Source organism: Streptomyces himastatinicus ATCC 53653, assembly GCF_000158915.1.
GTDB classification, from domain to species: domain Bacteria; phylum Actinomycetota; class Actinomycetes; order Streptomycetales; family Streptomycetaceae; genus Streptomyces; species Streptomyces himastatinicus.
In genome coordinates this window covers 3,936,988-3,959,053 of record NZ_GG657754.1, presented here as the reverse complement: position 1 = coordinate 3,959,053, position 22,066 = coordinate 3,936,988, and the positions used below count along the sequence as shown (strand labels likewise).

General features: G+C 70.8%; 19 protein-coding genes and 3 pseudogenes. 11 read left to right on the top strand and 11 right to left on the bottom strand.

The genetic code is table 11. The features are described from left to right. From SSOG_RS16115 to SSOG_RS16090, 6 genes and pseudogenes are all read left to right on the top strand, one after another. Positions 1–924: an ABC transporter permease gene (locus SSOG_RS16115; protein WP_009715297.1), complete on the top strand. Its 924-nt coding sequence runs from the start codon at positions 1–3 to the stop codon at positions 922–924. Next, entirely contained in the window at positions 917–1,936 is a 1,020-nt protein-coding gene (locus tag SSOG_RS16110) for an ABC transporter permease (protein WP_009715296.1), read from the top strand. Before SSOG_RS16115 ends, SSOG_RS16110 begins: the two co-directional genes overlap by 8 nt. Before the next feature lie 2 nt (positions 1,937–1,938). Further along, positions 1,939–3,000: an ABC transporter ATP-binding protein gene (locus SSOG_RS16105; protein ID WP_009715295.1), complete on the top strand. Its 1,062-nt coding sequence runs from the start codon at positions 1,939–1,941 to the stop codon at positions 2,998–3,000. After that, a pseudogene (locus SSOG_RS16100) lies at positions 2,939–4,013 on the top strand (ABC transporter ATP-binding protein). Before SSOG_RS16105 ends, SSOG_RS16100 begins: the two are co-directional and overlap by 62 nt. Before the next feature lie 126 nt (positions 4,014–4,139). Continuing rightward, positions 4,140–5,348 (top strand): RNA-guided endonuclease InsQ/TnpB family protein, encoded by a 1,209-nt coding sequence (locus tag SSOG_RS16095; protein ID WP_009715293.1) that lies wholly within the window; start codon positions 4,140–4,142, stop codon positions 5,346–5,348. 64 nt (positions 5,349–5,412) lie between these two features. Next, positions 5,413–6,201 (top strand): GNAT family N-acetyltransferase, encoded by a 789-nt coding sequence (locus SSOG_RS16090; RefSeq protein WP_039937751.1) that lies wholly within the window; start codon positions 5,413–5,415, stop codon positions 6,199–6,201. Between the two features lie 8 nt (positions 6,202–6,209). On the opposite strand, the gene gap is transcribed toward SSOG_RS16090, so the two are convergent. From gap to SSOG_RS16045, 10 genes are all read right to left on the bottom strand, one after another. Beyond that, positions 6,210–7,208, bottom strand: a complete 999-nt coding sequence (gene gap / locus SSOG_RS16085) for a type I glyceraldehyde-3-phosphate dehydrogenase (protein ID WP_009715291.1) — start codon at positions 7,206–7,208, stop codon at positions 6,210–6,212. 134 nt (positions 7,209–7,342) lie between these two features. Next, positions 7,343–8,299: a GlxA family transcriptional regulator gene (locus tag SSOG_RS16080; protein ID WP_009715290.1), complete on the bottom strand. Its 957-nt coding sequence runs from the start codon at positions 8,297–8,299 to the stop codon at positions 7,343–7,345. Positions 8,300–8,330: 31 nt separating this feature from the next. Beyond that, the gene (locus tag SSOG_RS16075; RefSeq protein WP_009715289.1) at positions 8,331–8,750 is read right to left on the bottom strand and encodes an SRPBCC family protein; all 420 of its coding nucleotides are present in this window, start codon (positions 8,748–8,750) and stop codon (positions 8,331–8,333) included. Next, a complete protein-coding gene (locus tag SSOG_RS16070; protein WP_039937749.1) occupies positions 8,747–9,061 on the bottom strand; it encodes an ArsR/SmtB family transcription factor in 315 nt (104 codons plus the stop codon). The genes SSOG_RS16075 and SSOG_RS16070 overlap by 4 nt, the downstream gene beginning before the upstream one ends. An 8-nt stretch (positions 9,062–9,069) precedes the next feature. Further along, entirely contained in the window at positions 9,070–9,597 is a 528-nt protein-coding gene (locus SSOG_RS52365) for a hypothetical protein (protein WP_154685940.1), read from the bottom strand. Between the two features lie 40 nt (positions 9,598–9,637). Continuing rightward, entirely contained in the window at positions 9,638–10,711 is a 1,074-nt protein-coding gene (locus SSOG_RS16065) for an ABC transporter ATP-binding protein (RefSeq protein ID WP_009715286.1), read from the bottom strand. A gap of 13 nt (positions 10,712–10,724) precedes the next feature. Beyond that, positions 10,725–11,756 carry an ABC transporter ATP-binding protein gene (locus tag SSOG_RS16060; RefSeq protein WP_009715285.1) on the bottom strand — a complete coding sequence of 344 codons (1,032 nt, stop codon included), beginning with the start codon at positions 11,754–11,756 and terminating at the stop codon, positions 10,725–10,727. Positions 11,757–11,769: 13 nt separating this feature from the next. Beyond that, positions 11,770–12,747 (bottom strand): ABC transporter permease, encoded by a 978-nt coding sequence (locus tag SSOG_RS16055; protein WP_009715284.1) that lies wholly within the window; start codon positions 12,745–12,747, stop codon positions 11,770–11,772. Positions 12,748–12,854: 107 nt separating this feature from the next. Next, positions 12,855–14,642 (bottom strand): ABC transporter substrate-binding protein, encoded by a 1,788-nt coding sequence (locus SSOG_RS16050; protein WP_009715283.1) that lies wholly within the window; start codon positions 14,640–14,642, stop codon positions 12,855–12,857. Positions 14,643–14,696: 54 nt separating this feature from the next. Next, positions 14,697–15,710 carry an ABC transporter permease gene (locus SSOG_RS16045; protein ID WP_009715282.1) on the bottom strand — a complete coding sequence of 338 codons (1,014 nt, stop codon included), beginning with the start codon at positions 15,708–15,710 and terminating at the stop codon, positions 14,697–14,699. A 520-nt stretch (positions 15,711–16,230) separates the two neighbouring features. On the opposite strand from SSOG_RS16045, the gene SSOG_RS16040 reads away from it, so the two are divergent. After that, on the top strand, positions 16,231–17,244 hold the full coding sequence (locus SSOG_RS16040) for a hypothetical protein (protein WP_245606305.1): 1,014 nt from the start codon (positions 16,231–16,233) through the stop codon (positions 17,242–17,244). Positions 17,245–17,254: 10 nt separating this feature from the next. On the opposite strand, the pseudogene SSOG_RS16035 reads toward SSOG_RS16040, so the two are convergent. Continuing rightward, a pseudogene (locus SSOG_RS16035) lies at positions 17,255–19,414 on the bottom strand (S9 family peptidase). Between the two features lie 388 nt (positions 19,415–19,802). On the opposite strand from SSOG_RS16035, the gene SSOG_RS16030 reads away from it, so the two are divergent. The 4 genes and pseudogenes from SSOG_RS16030 to SSOG_RS56020 all read left to right on the top strand — a co-directional run. Continuing rightward, the gene (locus tag SSOG_RS16030) at positions 19,803–19,997 is read left to right on the top strand and encodes a hypothetical protein (protein WP_009715279.1); all 195 of its coding nucleotides are present in this window, start codon (positions 19,803–19,805) and stop codon (positions 19,995–19,997) included. 95 nt (positions 19,998–20,092) lie between these two features. Continuing rightward, entirely contained in the window at positions 20,093–20,977 is an 885-nt protein-coding gene (mshB, locus tag SSOG_RS16025; protein ID WP_039941154.1) for an N-acetyl-1-D-myo-inositol-2-amino-2-deoxy-alpha-D-glucopyranoside deacetylase, read from the top strand. Continuing rightward, positions 20,974–21,342 carry a DUF6113 family protein gene (locus SSOG_RS16020; RefSeq protein WP_009715277.1) on the top strand — a complete coding sequence of 123 codons (369 nt, stop codon included), beginning with the start codon at positions 20,974–20,976 and terminating at the stop codon, positions 21,340–21,342. The genes mshB and SSOG_RS16020 overlap by 4 nt, the downstream gene beginning before the upstream one ends. Before the next feature lie 206 nt (positions 21,343–21,548). Beyond that, positions 21,549–22,066: pseudogene (locus tag SSOG_RS56020) on the top strand (hypothetical protein); the annotation flags it as partial.

Sequence of the window (22,066 nt, the reverse complement as noted above, 5' to 3'; positions counted from 1 at the left end):
ATGGGCCGCTATGTGCTGCGGCGGCTGGCACAGATGATCCCGGTCTTCCTCGGCGCCACCTTCCTGATCTTCTTCATGGTCTACGCGCTCGGCGACCCGGTCGCCGCCCTGTTCGGCGACAAGGCCCCCGACCCCGCCACAGCGGCCCGCATCCGCAAGGACCTCTACCTCGACGAACCGCTGTGGAGCCAGTACGTCCACTACATGGGGCAGGTCTTCGGCGGCCAGTTCGGCACCGCCTTCAACGGACAGCCCGTCACCGAGCTGATGGCCGAGGCGTTCCCCGTCACCCTGCGGCTCACCATCGTCGCCGTCGTCTTCGAGATGGCGCTCGGCATCACCCTCGGCGTGCTCAGCGGACTGCGCCGCGGCCGGGGCCTGGACACCTCGGTGCTGCTGCTCACCCTGGTCGTGGTGTCCATCCCGACGTTCGTCAGCGGCACCGTGCTCCAGTACGTGTTCGGCGTGCGGTGGGGCTGGGCCCGGCCCTCCGTCGCCCCGGAGGCTCCGTTCACCGAACTGCTGCTGCCCGGGGTGGTGCTGGGTCTGGTGTCCCTCGCGTACACCACCCGCCTCACCCGCACCTCGCTCGTCGAGAACGCCCGCGCCGACTACGTCCGCACCGCCGTCGCCAAGGGGCTGCCGCGCCGCCGGATCGTCGTGCGGCATCTGCTGCGCACCTCGCTGATCCCGGTGGTGACCTTCATCGGCACCGACATCGGCGCGCTCATGGGCGGGGCCATCGTCACCGAGCGGATCTTCAACATCCATGGCGTGGGCTATCAGCTCTACCAGGGCATCCTGCGCCAGAACTCGCCGACCGTGGTCGGCTTCGTCACCATCCTGGTGATCGTCTTCCTGCTCGCCAATCTGCTCGTCGACCTCCTCTACGCCGTGCTCGACCCGAGGATCCGGTATGCCTGAGCCCTTTGAGCCCCTTGAGGCGCGATCTGATACGCCATCCGACATCGCCACCGGCACCGCGACCCTGGAGGGCGGGCCGCGGGGCCGACCGTGGCTGCGCCGCCCCCTGCCGGGCCTGCGGTGGCGCGCCGCCGGGCGCCCGGCCCCCGGCGGCGGCCCGGCGCCCGGGTCGCGGGGGCTGTGGACCGACGCCTGGCACGATCTGCGCCGTAACCCCGTCTTCGTGGTCTCCGCGCTGGTCATCCTCTTCCTCGTCACCATCGCGGTCTGGCCGCAGCTGATCGCGGACGGCAATCCGTACCAGGGCAACCTGGCCAAGGCGCAGGACGGCCCGGCCCCCGGCCACCCCTTCGGCTTCGACCTCCAGGGCCGGGACGTCTACACCCGCACCGTCTACGGCGCCCGCGCCTCCATCACCGTCGGCATCTGCGCCACCGCGGGCGCGGCCCTGCTCGGCAGCGTGCTGGGCGGGCTGGCCGGATTCTTCGGCGGCTGGTGGGATTCCCTGCTCTCGCGGATCGCCGACGTCTTCTTCGGCATCCCGATCCTGCTCGGCGGGCTGGTCTTCCTGTCGGTGGTCACCAGCGGTTCGGTGTGGCCGGTGGTCGGCTTCATCGTGCTGCTGGGCTGGCCGCAGATCTCCCGTATCGCCCGGGGCTCGGTCGTCACCGTCAAACAGCAGGACTACGTGCTCGCGGCGCGCACCCTCGGGGCGAGCAACGGCCGGATGCTGCTGCGGCACATCGCGCCCAACGCCGTCGCCCCGGTCATCGTCGTCGCGACCATCGCGCTGGGCACGTACATCGCGCTGGAGGCGACCCTGTCGTTCCTCGGGGTGGGGCTGAAACCGCCCACCGTCTCCTGGGGCATCGACATCTCGTCCGCGTCCACCCAGATCCGCAACGCCCCGCACATGCTGCTGTGGCCCGCGGCGGCGCTCAGCATCACCGTGCTCGCGTTCATCATGCTCGGCGACGCGGTGCGCGACGCCCTCGACCCGAAGCTGCGCTAGCCGTGGCCCGCCTGCTGGACGTACGGGACCTGCGCGTCGCCTTCCGCACCCGGGACGGGGTCGCCGAGGCCGTCGGCGGGGTGAGCTACGCCGTCGACGCGGGGCGGACGCTGGCCGTGCTGGGCGAGTCGGGGTCGGGGAAGTCCGTGACCGCCCAGGCGATCATGGGCATCCTCGACACCCCGCCCGCCATGGTCACCGGCGGCAAGGTCTTCTTCCAGGGGCGCGATCTGCTGACCCTGAGCGGCGAGGAGCGCCGCCGGATCCGCGGCGCCAAGATGTCGATGATCTTCCAGGACGCGCTGTCCGCCCTCAACCCGGTGATCCCGGTGGGCGCCCAGCTCGCCGAGATGTACCAGGTGCACCGCGGCATGTCGCGCAAGGACGCCCGGGCGCGGGCCGTCGAGCTGATGGACCGGGTCCGCATCCCGGCCGCGGCGGCGCGGGCCGGGGACTATCCGCACCAGTTCTCGGGCGGTATGCGCCAGCGCATCATGATCGCCATGGCGATCGCGCTGGAGCCGGAGCTGATCATCGCCGACGAGCCGACCACCGCGCTCGACGTCACCGTCCAGGCCCAGGTCATGGATCTGCTGGCGGAGCTGCGCCGCGAGTACGCCATGGGGCTCATCCTCATCACCCACGACCTGGGCGTGGTCGCCGATGTCGCCGACACCATCGCCGTGATGTACGCGGGCCGGATCGTGGAGACCGCGCCGGTGCGCGAGCTGTACCGGCGCCCCGCCCATCCGTACACCCGCGGACTCCTCGACTCCATCCCGCGCGTGGACCAGCGCGGCGGCGAGCTGTACGCGATCAAGGGGCTGCCGCCCAGCCCGCTCGCGCTCCCCACGGGCTGCCCCTTCAACCCCCGCTGTCCGCGCGCCCGCGACGTCTGCCGCACCGACCGGCCGCCGCTGTACGAGGTGACCGACGCCGGGGTGATGGATGCCGGGGCCCAAGGGCGGGCCAGCGCCTGCCACTTCTGGAAGGAGGAGCTGCATGGCCTCGACCCCATCGACCCCCTCGGCACCGCCGGTACCGTCGGCCCCCTCGGCGGCTGACCCCGCCCCGCCCGTCCTCGAAGTACGCGACCTCGCCAAGCTCTACCCGCTGACCCGGGGCGCCCTGGTCAATTTTTTTTACCGGCGCGGTCCGGGCCGTCGACACGGTCTCCTTCGACCTGCGGCGCGGCGAGACCCTCGGCGTCGTCGGCGAGTCCGGCTGCGGCAAGTCCACCCTCGCCCGGCTGCTGGTCGGCCTGGAGCGGCCGACCGCCGGAACGATCCGCTACCGGGGCGAGGACATCGCCCGGCTGTCCGGGCGCGCCCTGCGGGCCGTCCACCGCAACATCCAGATGGTCTTCCAGGACCCGTACACCTCGCTCAACCCCCGGATGACCGTCGGGGACATCATCGGCGAGCCGTACGAGATCCACCCCGAGGCCGCCCCCAAGGGCGACCGTCACCGCGCCGTCCAGGAGCTGCTGGACGTCGTCGGCCTCAACCCCGAGCACGTCAACCGCTATCCGCACCAGTTCTCCGGCGGCCAGCGCCAGCGCATCGGCATCGCCCGCGGGCTGGCCCTGCGCCCCGAGGTCATCGTCGCGGACGAACCGGTCTCGGCGCTCGACGTCTCGGTGCAGGCCCAGGTGGTCAACCTGCTGGAACGCCTCCAGGACGAATTCGGCCTCGCCTACGTCTTCATCGCCCACGACCTGTCGGTGGTCCGGCACATCAGCGACCGGGTCGCCGTGATGTACCTGGGCCGCTTCGCGGAGACCGGCACCGGCACCGAGATCTACGACCACCCGACCCACCCGTACACCCAGGCCCTGCTGTCCGCCGTCCCGGTCCCCGACCCGGAGGCGCGCGCCCGCCGGCGCATCCTGTTGACCGGCGACGTCCCCTCCCCGGCCGACCCGCCCACCGGCTGCCGCTTCCGCACCCGCTGCTGGCGAGCCGAGCCCCGCTGCGCCGCGGAGACCCCGGCCCTGGCGGTGCCGACGGGCCTGACGGGCGGAGCCGCGCACCTGTCGGCGTGCCACTTCGCGGAGGAGCGGGTTCCTCTGCCGTGAGGTTCGGACCTCGGTCTGACCTCAGGTCGGCCTATCCCTGGCGCGGATCCTCGGAGTGGTGGAGTTCGCTCGGATTGTCAGTGGGCTGCGCTAGCGTGATCGCCTGAGTGGGAGGGGGTGTTTCATATGCTTTCCGGGCGTAGATACAGACTTGAGCTGACGGCTGAGCAGGCTCAGATGTGCCAGGAGTTCGGTGATATCTGCCGTGCAGTGTGGAACACCGCTCTAGAGCAGCGCAGGGAGTACCGCAGGCGCGGGGCGTGGATGAATTATGTGCCGCAGGCTGCACAGCTCGCTGAGGCCAAGCGTGAGCACCCGTGGTTGAAGGTAGCGCCGTCGCATGTGCTCCAGCAGACCTTGAGGGACCTTGACCGGGCCTGCCGTGAGCATGGCACCTTCCGTGTCCGATGGCGGTCGAAGGCGCGGTGGCCTGTGTCGTTCCGGTTCCCTGCCGGGAACCTGATCAAGGTGGAGCGGCTGAGCCGTAAGTGGGCGCGGGCGAAATTCCCCAAGCTGGGTTGGGTGCGGTTTCGCTGGTCCCGCCCGCTGGGCGGTGAGGTTCGTTCGGCGACGGTCGCGCGCAGGGGCGGGCAGTGGTTCGTGTCCTTCCTTGTAGAGGACGGGCACAGGACGCCTGAGAAGCACACAATGCCGGACACTGCCGTGGGGATCGACCGGGGTGTGGCGGTAGCGGCGGTCACCAGCGACGGCACCTTCCACGACCGGAAGTTCATCGCCCCCGGCGAGGCAGCCCGGTACCGCAGGTTGCAACACAAGCTTGCCCGGCAGGAGAAGGGGTCGGCAAACCGGAGTAAGACCATCGCGGCGATGGGCCGGATCATGTGGCGTGTGACCGACCGGCGCGCTGACTTCTGCGCCTACACCGCGAACCGCGTCACCACCCTCAATGCCCTGGTGGTGCTGGAGGATTTGCGTACGAGGAAGATGGCCGCGAGTGCGTCGGGCACGCTCGAGCGACCGGGGTCCAAGGTGCGGCAGAAGGCTGGGCTCAACCGTGCGATCCTGGACAAGGGTTGGTACCGGCTGGAGGTGGCTCTGCGTAGCGCCGCCCGGTACACAGGCAGCTGGATTCTTCTTGTCGATCCTGCCTACACGTCGCAGCGGTGCAACCGGTGCGGGCACGTGGACGCGAAGAGCCGCAAGAGCCAAGCGGTCTTTGCATGCACGGCTTGCGGACACCGGGACCACGCTGATGTGAACGCGGCCAAGAATCACAGGGACGCGGGGCTCGCGTTCCCAGCCTGTGGAGACCTCGGCACGAGCCGGTCCGCGAAGCAGGAACCCGTAAGCCGGGCAACCGGCCGAAACCCCTGAAAAATGGGGAATCCCGCCATTCATGGCAGGGAGGACGTCAAAGACCGGAGGACGAGGAACAGCCATGGCACGACCCTACGACCTTCAGCGCGCCGTCGACTTCCGGCTCCTGTTCGCACGCCGCCAGTCCGCCGAGGTCAGGCCGGTGCCGGGTGGCTTTCTGGTGCGGCACGACGCGTACGTGCGCTCGCACGAGCACAACGAGATCCACATCGACGGGCCCGTCGAGCCGACGGAGCTTCCGGCCGTCGCGGACGCGGCGATGGCGGAGTTGCCGCATCGGCGGATCACCGTCCACGACGACCGGCTCGGGCTCGCGTGTGCGCCCGCGCTGACCCTGGCGGGGTACGAGCACGGGGTCGAGCTGGTGATGACGTACACCGGGCCGGTGGCGGCCGCGGGGCGCGGGGAGGTCGTGGAGCTGGACCTCGGCCCCGATCCGTACGGGCCGCTGTGGCGGGCGCTGGCGAACCAGCAGCGGCTGTGGATGCCCGACGCCGACGAGGAGACGGTGCGTCAGATGGTGGGGCGGCGGGCCGCCCGGCGGAACGGGGCCGAGGACGTGCGGTTCCTGGCCGTGCACGACGAGGACGGCGAGGTCGCGTCCTGGGCCGACCTCTACATGGAGCCCGCCGACGGCGTCGCCCAGATCGAGGAGGTGGTCACGGCCGAGCACGCGCGCCGCCGCGGGTACGCCGACGCCGTGCTGTCCGGTGCCCTCCAGCGGGCGGCGGCCGCGGGGTGCGCCCTGCGGTTCCTGGTGGCCGACGGGGAGGACTGGCCGCGCCACTGGTACGCGCGCCGCGGCTTCACCACCGTGGGCCGCGCGCACGTCTTCTCGCGTTTCAGCTGACCCAGCCGTCAGCCGTTGGCGAGGAGTTCGAGGGTGTCGATCACGCGGTTCGAGAAGCCCCACTCGTTGTCGTACCAGGCGACGACCTTGACGTGGCGGCCGTCGACGCGGGTGAGGGCCGAGTCGAAGATCGACGAGGCCGGGTTGCCCGTGATGTCGGACGAGACGAGCGGGTCGTCCGAGTACTCCAGGACGCCGGCCAGCGGGCCCTCCGCCGCGGCGCGGTACGCCGCCAGCACGTCGTCGCGCGTGACGTCGCGTGCGACGGTGGTGTTGAGTTCGACGATCGAGCCCACCGGAACCGGCACGCGGATCGAGTCGCCCGACAGCTTGCCGTCGAGGTTCGGCAGCACGAGGCCGATCGCCTTGGCGGCGCCCGTCGTGGTCGGCACGATGTTGACACCGGCGGCGCGGGCCCGGCGGGCGTCGCGGTGCGGACCGTCCTGGAGGTTCTGCTCCTGGGTGTAGGCGTGCACCGTCGTCATGAAGCCGTGCTCGATGCCCGCCAGCTCGTCCAGCACTGCGGCCAGCGGCGCGAGCGCGTTGGTCGTGCACGAGGCGTTCGAGACGATCGTGTGCGTGGCCGGGTCGTACGCGTCGCTGTTGACCCCGTACGCGAGCGTGACGTCGGCGCCGTCCGACGGCGCGCTGACGAGCACCTTCTTCGCACCCGCGTCGAGGTGGGCGCGGGCGGCCTTGGCCGACGTGAAGCGGCCGGTGGACTCCAGCGCGACATCGACGCCGAGTTCGGCCCAGGGCAGCCGCGCCGGGTCGCGCTCGGCCAGCACCTTGATGCGCCGGCCGTCGACGACGAGGGTGTCGCCGTCGACGGTCACCGGGCGGCCGAGCCGGCCGGCCGTGGAGTCGTAGGCGAGGAGCCGGGCGAGGGTGGCGGGCTCGGTGAGGTCGTTGACGGCGACGATCTCGATGCCGCTGTCGCGTTCGAGCAGGGCGCGCACCACATTGCGTCCGATGCGGCCGAATCCGTTGATGGCGACGCGAGTCATGAATACCCCTTGGTGTCTCTGCGGCTCGTGCGGGTTCGTCACCAGCCTCGCGTGCGGGATCCGGCGGTGGCCGTGGCGTGAGCGCCATGGTTCGCAAGAATCGTGCCAAGCCCGCGGGAGGTGGTCGGCGTGGGCTACTCGCCCTGCGTGAACGTGCGCCGGTACTCGCTCGGCGTGGTCCCGAGGATGCGCTGGAAGTGCATCCGCAGATTGGTGCCGGTGCCGAGCCCGACGTCGTTCGCGATCTGCTCGACGCTGCGCTCGGAACGTTCGAGCAGTTCGCGGGCCACATCGATACGGGCACGCATGACCCACTGCATCGGCGTGTACCCGGTGTCCTCGGCGAAGCGCCGCGAGAAGGTGCGCGCCGAGACGGCCGCGTGCTGGGCGAGGGTTTCGAGGCTGAGGGGCTCGCCGAGCCGGTGCAGCGCCCACTCGCGGGTGGCGGCGAACCGCTCGCCGAGCGGCTCGGGCACGCTGCGCGGCACGTACTGCGCCTGACCGCCGCTGCGGTAGGGGGCCGCGACCAGGCGCCGGGCCGCGTGGTTCGAGGCGGCCACCCCGAGGTCGCCCCGCAGGATGTGCAGGCACAGGTCGATGCCGGAGGCTGCGCCGGCCGACGTCAGCACGCTGCCCTCGTCGACGAACAGAACGTTCTCGTCGACCTGGACGAGGGGGTGCTTCGCCGCGAGCGCCCGTGCGTAATGCCAGTGCGTCGTGGCACGCTTGCCGTCGAGCAGGCCCGTGGCGGCGAGCGCGAAGGCACCCGTCGAGATGGCGGCGAGGCGCCCGCCCCGCTCGTGGGCGGCGAGCAGCGCCTCGACGACGGCCCGCGGCGGGTCGTCGCGGTCCGGGAACCGGTAGCCGGGGATGAAGACGAGGTCGGCCCACGCGAGAGCGTCGAGACCTTGGGCGACGTGGTACGACAGACCGTCGCCGCCGGTCACGAGTCCTGGTGCCGCGCCGCACACGTGCACCTCGTACGGCATGCTCGCGCGGGTCGTGAACACCTGAGCGGGAATGCCGACATCGAGCGGCTTCGCGCCCTCGAGCACCAGGACGGCGACGCGACGCAGGCGGGAGGCTGGCACGGGGACCAGATTACGTGGGGCAAGCCGCCCCCTAGCAGTCTGCTGAGGTCATGACCCGTTCGATACCGCGGAGAACGTCGGGCCAGCCGCTTCCCATGCCGTCGAGCGCGGCCCTGCCGAGCGGGGAGTCGAGGTCGAAGCCGGAGTGTTCGAGGAAGAGGCGGGTGCCGGTGCCCTCGGGCTCCAGCCGCCAGGTGATCGTGGTGTCCAGGGTGCCGGAGGCGAAGCTGTAGCGCAGCAGGCGCTCGGGCTCGACGTCCAGCACCTCGCACGGCTGCTGCCCCCACTGGCCCATGTCCAGGGTGAAGCGGTGCCCGACGACCGGCCGTACGTCCCCGGCGGCCCACCAGCGCGCGTGCAGCTCGGGGTCGGTGAGGGCCTTCCAGACCGTGGCGGGCGGGTGGGCGATGAACTGGTCGCAGTGGATGGCGGCCGGGTCGTCGGTGGTCATCGGTTCTCCTCGTCGATCAGGTCGCGCAGCGCCCCCATGCGGGCGCGCCAGTAGTGCTCGAAGGGGTGGAGCCACTCGCCCACTTCCGCGAGCGGGGCCGCTTCCAGGTGGTAGTAGCGATGCCGCCCCCGGGGCTCCTCGCGCACCAGTCGGGCGTTCTTGAGCACCGTGAGGTGTTCGGAGACCGCGGGTCTGCTGAGCTCGAACTCACCCGCCAGGTCGCCCGCCGAGCGCGGCCCGGCCTGGAGGACCTCCAGCAGCTTGCGCCGTACGGGATTGGCCAGAGCGCTGAACACATCGACTGCCGCCATGGCCGCCACTATGCGTCGGGGATTTCCGACGTGTCAAGGTTTTCCGACACGCCATGCGGTGCCGCCCCACGCGTAGGCGGGCAGGCCGTCGGCCGGGGTGGTGTTCCGGGACGTGTCCTGGTCCAGCGCGGCGGGGAGGCGTCGAGGTCCTTCTTCCCGTACCAGGGAGGGGTCGGGGATGCGCCGCCTCCGCCGCAGCTTTGGCTGACCGGCCAGGGGTCGAGCACCGCACCCGTCAGGGGCTTGGCGCGCTCGACGACGTGCACGGTGAAGTCCTTGAGGACGATGGTGCGGTCGCCCCGCGCCCGCACCCTGAGGCCGAGCCTGAGAGCGTCCGGCGCCGCGCCCCCGAAGGCGTACGGGTCCCGGTCCCAGGTCGTCCCGTTCCGGCTGGGCCGCTCCCCGGGCACGTAATCGGCCAGCCGGGCCGCCGGTACGGGGAAGACCCACCCGCCGTCGGTACCGCAACCGCTGTCGAGGTGGGGTGTGACGGCCACCGTGACCAGCGGCGGGTCAGCCCCAGAGGCAGCAGCCACGCCAGCCACCCGGCCCAGTGCCGCCACCCTCTGCCAGGCGTCATGACAGCGCCGGGTCGAGGACGATGTCCTGGTCGCGGGCCTCGGTGGTGGGGGCCTCGGGGAAGTGGCAGGCGGACAGGTGGCCCTCGCGGTTGCCCTCGATGCGCAGCAGCGGCGGCTCTTCCGTCGCGCACTTGTCCTGGGCCTTCCAGCAGCGGGTGCGGAAGCGGCAGCCGGAGGGCGGGGCGATGGGGGAGGGGACGTCACCGGCGAGGCGGATGCGTTCGCGGTGGGCGGCGGGGGAGTCGTCGGCCATCACCACGGCCGCGTCCGGGACGGCGGACAGCAGGGCGTGGGTGTACGGGTGGCGGGGGCGGTGGTAGATGGAGTCGCGGTCGCCGACCTCGACGATCTTCCCGAGGTACATGACCGCGACGCGCTGCGAGAAGTGCCGTACGACGGCGAGGTCATGGGCGATGAAGAGGAACGCGATGCCCAGCTCGCGCTGGAGTTGCTGGAGCAGGTTGACGACCTGGGCCTGGATCGAGACGTCGAGCGCCGAGACCGGCTCGTCGGCGACGATCAGCCGGGGTTCGAGGGCGAGGGCACGGGCGACTCCGATGCGCTGGCGCTGGCCGCCGGAGAACTCGTGCGGGAAGCGGTTGTAGTGCTCGGGGTTGAGGCCGACGGTCTCCAGCAGTTCGCGCACCCGGGCCTCGCGGCCGCCGGGCGGGCGGATGCCGTTGATCTCCATCGGCCCGGAGATGATGGTGCCGACGGTCTGCCGGGGGTTCAGCGAGGAGTACGGATCCTGGAAGATCATCTGGATCTCGGAGCGGACCGGCGCCAGCTGTTTGCGGTCCGCGTGGGTGATGTCCCGGCCCCGGTAGGTGATCTGCCCGGCGGTGGGTTCCAGCAGCCGGGTCAGCAGCCGCCCGGTGGTGGACTTGCCGCAGCCGGACTCGCCGACCAGCCCGAAGCTCGTCCCCGCGTGCACGGTCAGGTCGATGCCGTCTACGGCCTGGACGGCGCCCACCTTCCGCCGGAAGGGGAAGCCGCCCATGATCGGGAAGTGCTTGGTCAGCTTCTCGGCGACCAAAAGGGGTTCGGGGGTGCCCGACTCGATGCTCATCTGAAGGCGCTCCTTAGCCCAGCCGGGGCTTGATCTGCTCGGTGAAGAGGGTCCGCGTCCGCTCGGTGCCCAGGTGGCAGGCGGCGCCCCGGCCGTCCGGGAGGGTGGGCCGCTCGCCGCGGCAGCGCTCGCCGCCGACCTCCGCCGTATAGCCGCACCGGGGGTGGAACGGGCAGCCGGGCGGCGGGGCGAGGAGGCTCGGCGGGGTGCCGGGGATGGGGCTGAGCGGTTCGTCGACGGCGGAGGACAGCCGGGGCATGGAGCTGAGCAGCCCCCAGGTGTACGGGTGTCGGGGCGCCCGCAGCACCTCGCGGACCGTGCCGCGCTCGACGGCCCGGCCCGCGTACATCACCAGCAGGTCGTCGGCGGTGTTGGCGACCACGCCCAGATCGTGGGTGATCAGGATGATCGCGGAGCCGAACTCCTGCTGGAGGTCTTTCAACAGGTCCAGGATCTGCGCCTGGACGGTGACGTCGAGGGCGGTGGTCGGCTCGTCGGCGATCAGCAGATCGGGGTCGCAGACCAGCGCCATGGCGATCATGGCGCGCTGCCGCATCCCGCCGGAGAACTGGTGCGGATAGTCGTCCACCCGCAGCCGCGGGTTGGGGATGCCGACCTTCTCCAGCATCTCGACGGCGCGCAGCCGGGCGTCCCGCTTGGAGGCGCCGGTGTGCTTGCGGTACGGCTCGGCGATCTGGCGGCCGACGGTGTAGTACGGCGAGAGGGCGGTCAGCGGATCCTGGAAGATCATCGCCATGGTGTTGCCGCGCAGCCGCTCCAGGGTGCGTTCGGGTGCGCGGGTCAGCTCCTGCCCGTCGAGGTGGATCTCGCCGGTGACCGTGGTGGTGCGCGGGTCGTGGAGGCCGAGCACGGTGAGGTTGGTGACGGACTTGCCGGAGCCGGACTCGCCGACGATGCCGAGCGTCCGGCCGCGTTCGAGGTCGAAGGAGAGGCCGTCCACGGCCTTGACGGTGCCGTCCTCGGTGGCGAAGCGGACGTGCAGGTCGCGTACGGACAGGAAGGCTGGGGTCGCGTCGGTGGTCACGTCGGGCGTCCTTCTAGGCGAGGCGTACGCGCGGGTCGATGACGGCGTAGGCGGCGTCCACCAGGATGTTGAACATGACGATGGCCGCGGCGCTGACCAGCATCACGCCCATCAGCATCGGCAGATCGGTCAGCTGGACGGACTCCACGGCGAGCCGTCCGATGCCGTGCAGGGTGAAGGTGTACTCGGTGACCATCGCCCCGCCGAACAGCGAGCCGAGGTCGATGCCGAAGATGGTGACGATGGGGGCGATGGCGCCGCGCCAGGCGTAGCGGAAGAAGACCGTCCGGCCGGAAAGACCCTTGGCCCTGGCTGTGCGGACGTGGTCCTCCTGGAGTTGCTCGACCATCTGGGAGCGGGTCATGCGGCTGTAGTTGGCCATGAAGATCAGCGAAAGCACCAGCCAGGGCAGCAGCATTCCGCTGAACCACTTCGCCGGGTTGTCGGTGAAGGGGTAGTAGGCGGGCTGGTCCATGATTCCCAGTCCGCTGACGAACCAGGCCAGGCACAGCACGCCGACGAAGTAGATCTGGAGGGACGCGCCCAGCAGCGACAGCGAGCTGAAGAGCTTGTCGATCCAGGTGCCGCGCCGCCAGGCCGCGACCATCCCGATGCCGATCCCGCAGACCAGGAACACCGCGGCGCCGCCCAGGGCGAGCGAGAGGGTGGTCGGGAAGCGGTCGACGATGGTGCCCCACACCGGCTCCTGGCTGACGAAGGAGTAGCCGAAGCAGGGGGCGTCGCAGTGCCCGACCGCGAAGTCCCGCCCGGCGACGATCCCGGCCATGAACTTCGCGTACTGCACCGGCACCGGCTCGTCCAGGCCGAGGTTCTTGTTGATGATGGCGAGCGAGGTGGGGTCGCAGCTCTTGCCGCAGGCGAGCCGGGCGGGCTCGGCGGGCAGGGCGAAGAAGAGGAAGAAGGTGATCGCACTGATCAGCAGGAGGATCACGATCGCGCCGAGGGAGCGGCGGGCGAGGAATCTCAACATGGCGTCATGGATCTTCCGGTCGGGGCGGGTACCGGCCGCGCCGCGGGCGCCGGATCGAACGGGCGCGGGCGGCGCGGCCGGGCTCCTGATCGAGCTGGGACCAGCGGCTACTTGATGAAGACGGCCGTCGGGTCCACGGCCCCGTAGATCGGGTTCCACTTCGTCCCGTTGATGCCGGAGCCCCAGAGGGTGAACAGCCGGTTGTAGAAGGTCGGGACCGCCGGTATCTCGTCGGTCAGGACCTTCTCGCCGAGCTTCATCCACTCCGAGGTGGCCCGGTTGAGGTCGCCGACCCTGGCGACCCGGTCGATCTCCTTGTTGACCGCCGGGACGTTCAGATGGCTGTAGTTCGCCGAGTCGTTGTAGACGTTCTTTCCGCCGTACACCGGAGGAACGACGGTCGAGGCGGAGGGCCAGTCGGCGGACCAGGAGGACCGGTAGAGGTCGTACTTGTTGTCCACCTTCCCGATCTGGGTGTAGTAGGTGGTCTGGTCGATCTCCTTCTTCTGGACCGTGAACCCGGCCCGCTCCAGGGCCTGCTGGACGACGACCGAGGCGTCCTGGTGGGTGTCGCCGTTGCCGTACGCGTAGACCAGCTCGTACCCCTCCTCGCCCGCCTCCTTCAGCAGCTCCTTGGCCTTCTTGGCGTTGCCGCCGGGGTACTTCTTCTTCTGGAACGGATCGAAGTCGGGGTTGTAGCCCTTGAGCGTCGGGCCGACCAGACCGCCCGCGATCTCACCGCCCTTGGGGCCGCCGAACTGCTGGAGGTACTGACCGCTGGGGAAGGCCCAGGCGATCGCCTCGCGCACCTTCTTGTTCTTGACCCGGTCCGTATTGATCGAGACGACGTCCACATAGGGCTGGGTCTCGGTCATCGACCGGGCCATCGCGTCCTTGTTCTTGAGGACCGCCGAGATCTGCGAGGGATCGACGGCGTTGGTCCAGGTCATGCCGTTCTTGTCGGCGCCCTTGTCGGCCACCAGGCGGCGGGTGGAGTCCACCCACTGATGGCCGAAGGAGACATCGAAGGTGTTCACGTACTGATGGCGTATCGGATCGGTCTTGGGGTCCCACTGATCGTTCTTGACGAACTGGATGCCCTTGCCCGGCTTAAAGTTCTTGATCTTGTACGGACCGCTGGCCAGCGGCGCCTTGTCGTACTTCTCCTTGGTGTCCTTGCCCGGCGGCACCGCGCCGATGTTCGGCATCGCCACGGCGAACGGCACCTCGGCCCGCGGCTGGTCGAAGTGGAAGACGACCGTCTTCTCGTCCGGCGTGTCCAGCACCGTCTTCGGCAGGTGCTTGCCCTTGTACGGACCGTCCGGCAGCGCCTTGCGGTACTTCTGGCCCTCGCCCGAGAGCCACTGCTGAAGGTACGTCGGTCCGCTGGTCTCGAACGGCGCGTAGAGCCGCTCCACGGCGTGCCGGACGTCCTTGGAGGTGATCGGCGTACCGTCCTCGAACTTCAGCCCGTCCTTGAGCGTGTACGTCCACGTCCGGCCGCCGTCGGAGGACTTCCCGGTGTCGGTCGCCAGATCGCCGACCAGCTTGACCTTCCCGGTCTTGTCGTCGATCCGGTAGTTCGTCAGCGTCCGGTTGTAGAGGGTCTGCATGATCAGCTCATCGCTGACATAGATCTGGCCAGGATCCAGGTGCTCGAACGCGTCGCGCTGGAGCACCGACACCGTGCCGCCCTTCTTCGCGCCCGGCAGCTCCTTGGCGGGCCCGGTGGAGTCGGCGGCGCTGCCCAGGGTGATCCCCTGGGCCTTCATCTCCGGCTCCTTGGACTCCTTGGGGGCCGAGCCGCCCCCGCTGCTGCACGCCGAGAGCGCCAGCGCCCCCGCGGCCAGGGCGACGGCGTAACTGCGTGCTCTGCGCCTGCTGTTCAACGTCATGGTGGTCGATGCACCTGCCTCGCTGGAGCTCGTCGGACGGAAGGGTGGTGCTGGTCAACGCGTGGTCTTCGGGTCCATGGCGTCCCGGACCGAGTCCCCGAGCAGGTTGAAGGCGACGACGAAGATCACCATGGCGATGCCGGGGAAGAACATGTAGGTGATGTCGCCCTCGTAGAAGTTGGCGCCCTTGGCGAACATCCGGCCCCAGTCGGGGGTCGGCTCGACCACTCCGACGCCGAGGAACGACAGGGCCGCCTCCGTCGTCACGAAGTTGGGCAGCATCAGGGTCGACTGCACCAGGATCGGCGTGCCCAGATTGGGCAGCAGCTCCTTGCGGACGATCCGCCACGGCGAGGCCCCCGTCACCTTCGCGGCCTCGACGAACTCGCGCTCCCGCAGCGACAGCACCTGACCGCGCAGCAGCCGGGCCAGCTGCATCCAGCCCAGCAGCCACAACACCGTGACCAGGGCCGTCACCCGGAAATAGGTGGGGGTCTCCTTCTGCGGGCTGACGAACAGCGCGGTGACCACCGGCATGAAGGCGACGAAGAACAGCTGCTGCGGAAAGGACAGCAGCAGATCGATCAGCCGCCCCAGGAAGTAGTCCGTGCGCCCGCCCAGATAGCCCGCGACGACGCCGATGACGATGCCGGTGAGCGTGGACAGCAGCGTGGCGGCCAGCCCGATCAGCAGCGAGGTGCGGATGCCGTACACCAGCTGCGTCAGCACGTCCCGGCCGAGTTTGGGCTCGATGCCGAACCAGAACTCGCCGTCGATGCCGCCGTTGGGCTTCATCGGATAGCCGGTGAGCGGATCCAGCAGCTCCGGCCGGTCGAGGCCGTACGTCGTGTACGGGTCCTTGCCGTACAGCGAGGAGATCACCGGGGCCAGCACGGCGACGGCGAAGAAGAACAGCACGACACAGGCGGAGATCACCCCCGTCCGGTCACGCTTGAAGCGTCGCCACATCAGCTGGCGCGGCGATAAGCCGGCCGGCTGCCCGCCCGGTCCGTCCTCCCCGGCCGGTGCGGTCTTCCCGGCCACGGTGAGCTGGGATGGAGTCGTCATCGCGTAGCGCCCCCCATGGTGATCCGCCCCGTCGCACAAACCGTCAACTCAGGTCTATCTACCCGCGTTGTGGCGGGTTGAGCGGACTGTCGCAACGTATTCACAGCCGGGTCAAGAGGCGGGCAAGAGCGGATGTGCCCGGCTTCGGAGTCTTGAGCGAACATTTTGCAGATCGAGGTACGGGCGTGCTTGACAGTGATCGCGGAGTGGTGACAAAGCGTGATTGCTGGGGAGGAACCGCGTTAACGCACAGGCAACTCGGCTGACGCCGCACCGATATGCGGACGCGCCAGGCTGAACCGCGTACGGCCGTGCGGGTGCCGTAGACCGGCCGGGGTGCGCCATGTCGCCTCGGCCGGTTACCCGCCGCGTCATCCGGTTGGTCACGATCCGCGTACTTCTTCGCCTCGCGATGGTTGCCCGGGGTGCGAGGTGGGGGAAACCTACGGCTATGGGGCAGGGACGGATACTCACACGCGGAGCGCGTGTTTTCGGCGCACTCGTCTGCGCGGTGCTCGGAATGATCTCACTGGCGTGGATCGTCCGGGACCTGGACAAGGCGGACAAGGCGAGCCATCTGTGGTGGACATGGTCCGGAATGCCGTTCCGGGCCTCGGGGAGCCTCTTCGGCTCCTCCCTCTTCGATCTGGTCCTGCTCGTGCTCTGCGTCGTCGCCGGGATCGCCGCGCTGCGCTCACCGGCCGCCGCGGGGGCGCTCGGTACCGTCGCGGCCGTCACCGTGGTGCTGCGGCTGCCGAGCCTGTGGAACCTGAACGCGGACTGGATGCAGGGCATCCCCGACGACCTGAAGACGCGGGCCAATCTGACCGCCTGGGCCGGGGTGGTGCTCGGGGTGCTGCTGCTGGCCACCGTTGCCGCGGCCCGGCGGCCCGCCGACGGGTACGCCGCGGCGCCCGCCGACCAGCCGCCCGCGCGGCCGGGGCCGGGGGCCGCGATGGTCGGGGCGCTGCTGCTGGGGGCCTCGGGGGCGGTCCTCGGCGCCTGGCAGATCTACTGGGCGCAGAAGGCCGAGTGGGGCATGTACAAGTACCAGCTGACCGGCAAGCACAGCCTGGTCACACTGCTCTCACCGCCCTCCGCCTGGCAGGCCTGGGCTCTTGTCGCGCTCTGCCTGGTGGCGGCCGCCGCCGCGCTGGGCCGCGCCCCGCTGTCGCGGCCGCTGGGGATGGTGACCGCGGTGCTGGTGCTGGCGACCGGGGTGAGCACGGTCTCGCTCTACATCAAGCTGGAGTACGTCGAGCACCTCGACGATCTGCCGACCGCCGGGGTGCTGTCGGTGCTGACCGCGTTCTTCGAACTGCTCGTGGGGCTGGTGGCGCTGCTCGTGCTGGCGCGGCGGGGCGAGGCGGACACCCCGGCCCCGGCGTACGGGGCGGCGGGCTACGGCGGTTACGACGGCTACGGCGGCGGATACGCCCCGCCGCCCGCCGCTCCGCCGGGTTACGCACCGCCTCCGCCGTCCGCCCCGCCCACGGCCCCGCCGCCTCCGCCGTCCCCGCCGCCTGGCTGGTGAGCCGGGGACGCTAGATCCCCAGCGACCGCTTCAGGAAGTCGACCTGGAGCAGGAGCAGGTTCTCGGCGACCTGCTCCTGCGGGGTCATATGGGTGACCCCGGACAGCGGCAGCACCTCATGGGGGTGCCCGGCGGCCAGCAGCGCCGAGGAGAGCCGCAGCGAGTGGGCGACGACCACGTTGTCGTCCGCCAGCCCGTGGATGATCATCATCGGCCGGGCCGGGCCCTCCGCGGCGCCGGACAGCCCTTCGTCCGTCACCAGCGAGTTCGCCGCGTACACCGCGGGCTGCTCGTCGGGGTGGCCCAGATAGCGCTCGGTGTAGTGGGTGTCGTACAGCCGCCAGTCGGTGACCGGCGCGCCGACCACCGCCGCGTGGAAGACGTCGGGGCGGCGCAGCGCGGCGAGCCCGGCGAGGTAGCCGCCGTAGGACCAGCCGCGGATGGCGACCCGGCCGAGGTCCAGCGGGTAGCGCCCGGCGAGCGCGGTGAGGGCCTCGACCTGGTCCTCCAGGGTGACGGCCGCGAGGTCGTCGCGGACGGCCTTCTCCCAGGCGGGGGAGCGCCCGGGGCTGCCGCGCCCGTCGGCGACGATCACCGCGAACCCCTGGTCGGCGAACCACTGCGAGGTGACGTACGCGTTGTGGGCGGCGACCACGCGCTGGCCGTGCGGTCCGCCGTACGGGTCCATCAGGACCGGCAGCGGCCCGTCGCCCTCGCTGTATCCGGTCGGCAGGAGCACCGCGCAGGGGATGTCGTTCTTGCCCGCGAAGGTGAGCTGCGGGCGTGCGGTGATGACGGGGGTCTCGGCGTACGAGGCGATCTCGGCGACCGTCTCGCCCGCCCCGTGGTCCGCGGCCCGCAGCAGCTCCACGCGGGCACCGGGCCGCTCCGTCCCGGCGTGGCTGAGCACGATGAGCCGGTCGCCGCGCACGGCGGAGTGCACGGCAGGGAAGGGCCGCTTGCCGACCGGTTCCCAGCCGCCCTGGTCGCCGCTGCCGCGGAACCAGGCGCGGTGGACGTCGATCTCGCCGGGCCGGTCGGGCAGCGCGGCCTCGGCGCCGGGGGCGGCGGAGAACAGCACGTCGTCATCGCCGACGGAGAGGACCGCGCGCACCTGGAGGGCGCCGGAGGTGAGCTTGCGGTCGCCGACCATCAGGGCCCGGGCGCCGCCCTCGTCCGCGATCCGGACGAGCCGCCCGTCGGGGGTCCAGGCGGGCACGCCGGGGAAGAGATCCAGCCATACCGCGTCCTCGTCGGCGTGCACGGTGCTGGTCCGTCCGCTCTCGGTGTCCACGGCCAGGTAGAGCTGACTGCGCTGGTCCCGGGCCTGGACGAGGAGCAGCGGCGGACCGTAGGCCGACCAGTGCACCCGGGCCAGGTAGGGGTAGCGCTGCCGGTCCCACTCGATCTCCGTACGGGAGCCGTCCAGGCCCAGCAGGACGAGCCGCACCTCGGCGTCGGCGGTGCCGGCGGCCGGGTAGGCGACCTCGGTGGGTGCCTGGCCGGGGTGGGCGGGGTCGGCGATCCACCAGCGGCGTACGGGGGCGTCGTCGGCGCGGGCGACCAGCAGGGCATCGCTGTCCGGGGACCACCAGAAGCCGCGCGTACGGTCCATCTCCTCGGCCGCGATGAACTCCGCGAGACCGTAGGTGACGGTGTCGGCTTAGGTTCGGCGAGCGCCCGGTCGCCGTCCCCCTCCTCCCGTGACGCGCAGCGCGCCGCCCGCCACATAGGCGACATGGCGGCCGTCGGGGGAGGGGCGCGGGTCCACGACGGGACCCGGAGCGGGCAGTTCACGGGACTCGCCGCCGGTCAGATCGGAGACGAACAGCCGCCCGGAGAGGGCGAAGGCCGCCGTTTCGACGGCCTGGTCCACCGCGTAGCCGACCACCCCGGCCGACCCCTCGCGGCTGCGCTCGCGGCGCGCCCGCTCCTCGGCGGACAGTTCCTCGTCCGCGCCGCCGAGCAGGGCCACCGGATCGGCGGCCGGGTACTCCCGCTGCCCGGCGACGTCGTACACCCACAGCAGGCCCGCCCGGTCGGTGCCGCCGCGGGACCGCAGGAAGACCACGCGGGAGTCGTCGGGGGCCACGCTGAAGGCCCGGGGCGCTCCGAGCGTGAAGCGCTGGGTGCGCGCGTGCTGCCGAGGGAAGGAGAGCTGTCCGGTCATAGGGCGAGCGTACGGGTCCTGAAGATCGCGAGGGGCGTACTGACCGGTACACGCGTCGGGGCCGCAAAGGGTGTCGTATCGATCAGGCCGGACCGGCCCGCGCGGTCGCTTGCCCGGGGCCCTTGCCTTCTCTTGCCAGGGGCACGGTCCAGCCGTCCTGGGGGTGAGAACAAGCCAGCTTCTGTGGCCGGGAGATGGCGGATAAGCAGCGAGAAGTCTTCCTGGCCAGGCGCCAGTTCGTGCGATCAGGCATGCGCCCCTGTCATGCTCCCGTGCACCGACTCGTGCGCACGCGCCGATAGTTATGATCGATTGCGCATAGTGGGTAGGCCCCGTGTGGCATCAATATGTTGTCTGTCCGAGCGCGTGTTCCTGGAGGTGAGTCGCTGTGGCGCTCTCGATCTCGTTGTCTGTGCTGCTGCTGATCATCGTCGTCATGCTCGTCAACAAGGCCGGGCTGAAAACCGCGCACGCGCTCATCTGTGTGCTGCTCGGCTTCTACTTGGCCAGCTCGTCGGTCGCACCGACCATCGACGACCTCACCACCAATGTGGCGAACATGATCGGAGACGTGAAGCTCTGAGCTACCGGGAACCACCGGCGACACACGAACGATGATCCACGGGGGCCCGTGCCCGCGGTCCGCGGGCACCGGTGGGCGAATCGTAGGCTGTGGGCATGACCGTTCTTCCCGCCCGTCGTCTGCTCCTGGTGCACGCGCATCCGGATGACGAGTCGATCAACAACGGCGCGACCATGGCCAAGTACGCGGCCGAGGGTGCCCACGTCACCCTGGTGACCTGCACCCTCGGTGAGGAAGGCGAGGTCATTCCGGCGGATCTGGCCCACCTCACCGCCGACCGCGACGACACCCTCGGCAGCCACCGGATCGGTGAACTCGCCGCGGCCATGAAGGCGTTGGGCGTCCAGGACCACCGCTTCCTCGGCGGTCCGGGCAGATATCGCGATTCGGGCATGATGGGCGCCCCGCAGAACGGCCGGGCCGACTGTTTCTGGCAGGCCGACCTCGACGAGGCCGCCTCCTACCTGGTGGCGGTGATCCGCGAGATCCGGCCGCAGGTCCTGGTGGCGTACGACGCCGACGGGGGATACGGGCACCCCGACCACATCCAGGCGCACCGCGTCGCCATGCGCGCGGCGGAGCTGGCCGCGGAGCCGGTCTTCCGCCGTGACCTGGGCGATCCGCACGAGGTCCGCAAGGTCTACTGGAACTGTGTGCCGCGCTCGGCCGTCGAGGAGGGCTTCGCGCGGCTCCGGGCGGCGGGCGATCAGGTCCCCTTCCCCGGCGTCGCCACCGCCGACGACGTACCGGGCGTGGTGGCGGACGCGGAGGTCTCGGCGGTGATCGACGGCACCGCGTACGCGGACGCCAAGACCGCCGCGATGCGCGCCCACGCCACCCAGATCGCGGTGGACGTGCCGTTCTTCGCGCTCTCCAACGACCTGGGCCAGCCGCTGTTCGTCCACGAGCACTACCGGCTCGTCAGGGGCGAGCCGGCAGCGGAGCGCGAGGACGACCTGTTCGCGGGGGTGACGGCATGACGGTCGCCCGACTCGCGGGATACGCGCTGCTCGCCGCCCTCGGGGCCCTGGTCGCCATCGCGGGCGCGGTGGTCCAAGGGCTCTGGTTCCCCGCCGGGTTGCTGCTCGCGCTGCTCGGCCTCGCGGCCGTCTGCTACGGCGGCGTGAAGGCGACCGACCGGCGGATGGGCGGCGGCCTGCCCGCCGGGGCGTGGACGCTGGTGGTCCTGCTGCTGACCAGCACCCGCCCGGAAGGGGACTTCCTCTTCAGTGCGGGCCTGGGTTCGTACGTCTTCCTGCTGGGCGGCATGTTCGTCGGTGTGATGTGTGCCACCCTGCCGGTGGTCTCGCAACCGGGCGCACTGGCCGCCCGACTTGGTAAATGACATGACGTTTACGGCGTGACGTCCCCGGGACCCGGCGTGATGTTCCCGGGGCTCCGGACGGTCCTCCGCCGACGCACGAGGTCCACAAGGTGCGGCCATAGGGCGGCCGTCAAGTACGCGACCGCGACGCCCAGTATGGTGGTGCGCGCCGCCGAGCCGCCCGCGCGAGGTCTGACGGGCGGCGGAGCTAACTGGGAGAACCTGCTTTGAGCCGTGAATCTGACAGTTCGTCCTCCGGGGCCCGGGGGGGTAGCGGCGGTGCCGCGTATCCATCGGGCACCCCGCCGTACGGATCCCGCCTGTCCCCGTCGCCGGAGGCCCTCCAGGGCGGCATCGGTGACGGTGAGGCGGATGCCGCGGCCAAGCCGGAGGATCCGAAGACCGAAACCACTCTGACGACCCGCATCCGGATCAACATCCCGGGTTCGCGGCCCATTCCGCCGGTCGTCATGCGCAAGACCGTCGACGGGGAGAGCGTGCCCGCACCCCGCTCCGGTGAGGACGACGGGGACGCCGAGCCCACCGGGGCCACGCCCCGGCCCGATGCCGTCCGCAGCCCGGAGCTGGGCGCGGCGGCCGCGGAGGGGCGCGCGGACGCCAAGGACCGCGAGAGCCGCGAGAAGAGCGGCAAGGGCGGCAAGGGCGACGGCGACAAGACCAGCGACTGGTTCGCGCCGCCGCGCCGCCCCAAGGGCTCCTCGACCACCCAGAGCACCCCGCTGCC

What these genes read in the sequence shown, in the direction of transcription:
- SSOG_RS16070 (WP_039937749.1), bottom strand. Translation starts at nt 9,061, where the DNA reads ATGGCGGCAGTCGATGTGTTCAGCGCTCTGGCCAATCCCGTACGGCGC.
- SSOG_RS16020 (WP_009715277.1), top strand. Translation starts at nt 20,974, where the DNA reads ATGACGGTCGCCCGACTCGCGGGATACGCGCTGCTCGCCGCCCTCGGG.
- mshB (WP_039941154.1), top strand. Translation starts at nt 20,093, where the DNA reads ATGACCGTTCTTCCCGCCCGTCGTCTGCTCCTGGTGCACGCGCATCCG.
- SSOG_RS16040 (WP_245606305.1), top strand. Translation starts at nt 16,231, where the DNA reads ATGATCTCACTGGCGTGGATCGTCCGGGACCTGGACAAGGCGGACAAG.
- SSOG_RS16045 (WP_009715282.1), bottom strand. Translation starts at nt 15,710, where the DNA reads ATGACGACTCCATCCCAGCTCACCGTGGCCGGGAAGACCGCACCGGCC.
- SSOG_RS16075 (WP_009715289.1), bottom strand. Translation starts at nt 8,750, where the DNA reads ATGACCACCGACGACCCGGCCGCCATCCACTGCGACCAGTTCATCGCC.
- gap (WP_009715291.1), bottom strand. Translation starts at nt 7,208, where the DNA reads ATGACTCGCGTCGCCATCAACGGATTCGGCCGCATCGGACGCAATGTG.
- SSOG_RS16090 (WP_039937751.1), top strand. Translation starts at nt 5,413, where the DNA reads ATGGCACGACCCTACGACCTTCAGCGCGCCGTCGACTTCCGGCTCCTG.
- SSOG_RS16110 (WP_009715296.1), top strand. Translation starts at nt 917, where the DNA reads ATGCCTGAGCCCTTTGAGCCCCTTGAGGCGCGATCTGATACGCCATCC.
- SSOG_RS16095 (WP_009715293.1), top strand. Translation starts at nt 4,140, where the DNA reads ATGCTTTCCGGGCGTAGATACAGACTTGAGCTGACGGCTGAGCAGGCT.
- SSOG_RS16065 (WP_009715286.1), bottom strand. Translation starts at nt 10,711, where the DNA reads ATGAGCATCGAGTCGGGCACCCCCGAACCCCTTTTGGTCGCCGAGAAG.
- SSOG_RS16050 (WP_009715283.1), bottom strand. Translation starts at nt 14,642, where the DNA reads ATGACGTTGAACAGCAGGCGCAGAGCACGCAGTTACGCCGTCGCCCTG.
- SSOG_RS16115 (WP_009715297.1), top strand. Translation starts at nt 1, where the DNA reads ATGGGCCGCTATGTGCTGCGGCGGCTGGCACAGATGATCCCGGTCTTC.
- SSOG_RS16055 (WP_009715284.1), bottom strand. Translation starts at nt 12,747, where the DNA reads ATGTTGAGATTCCTCGCCCGCCGCTCCCTCGGCGCGATCGTGATCCTC.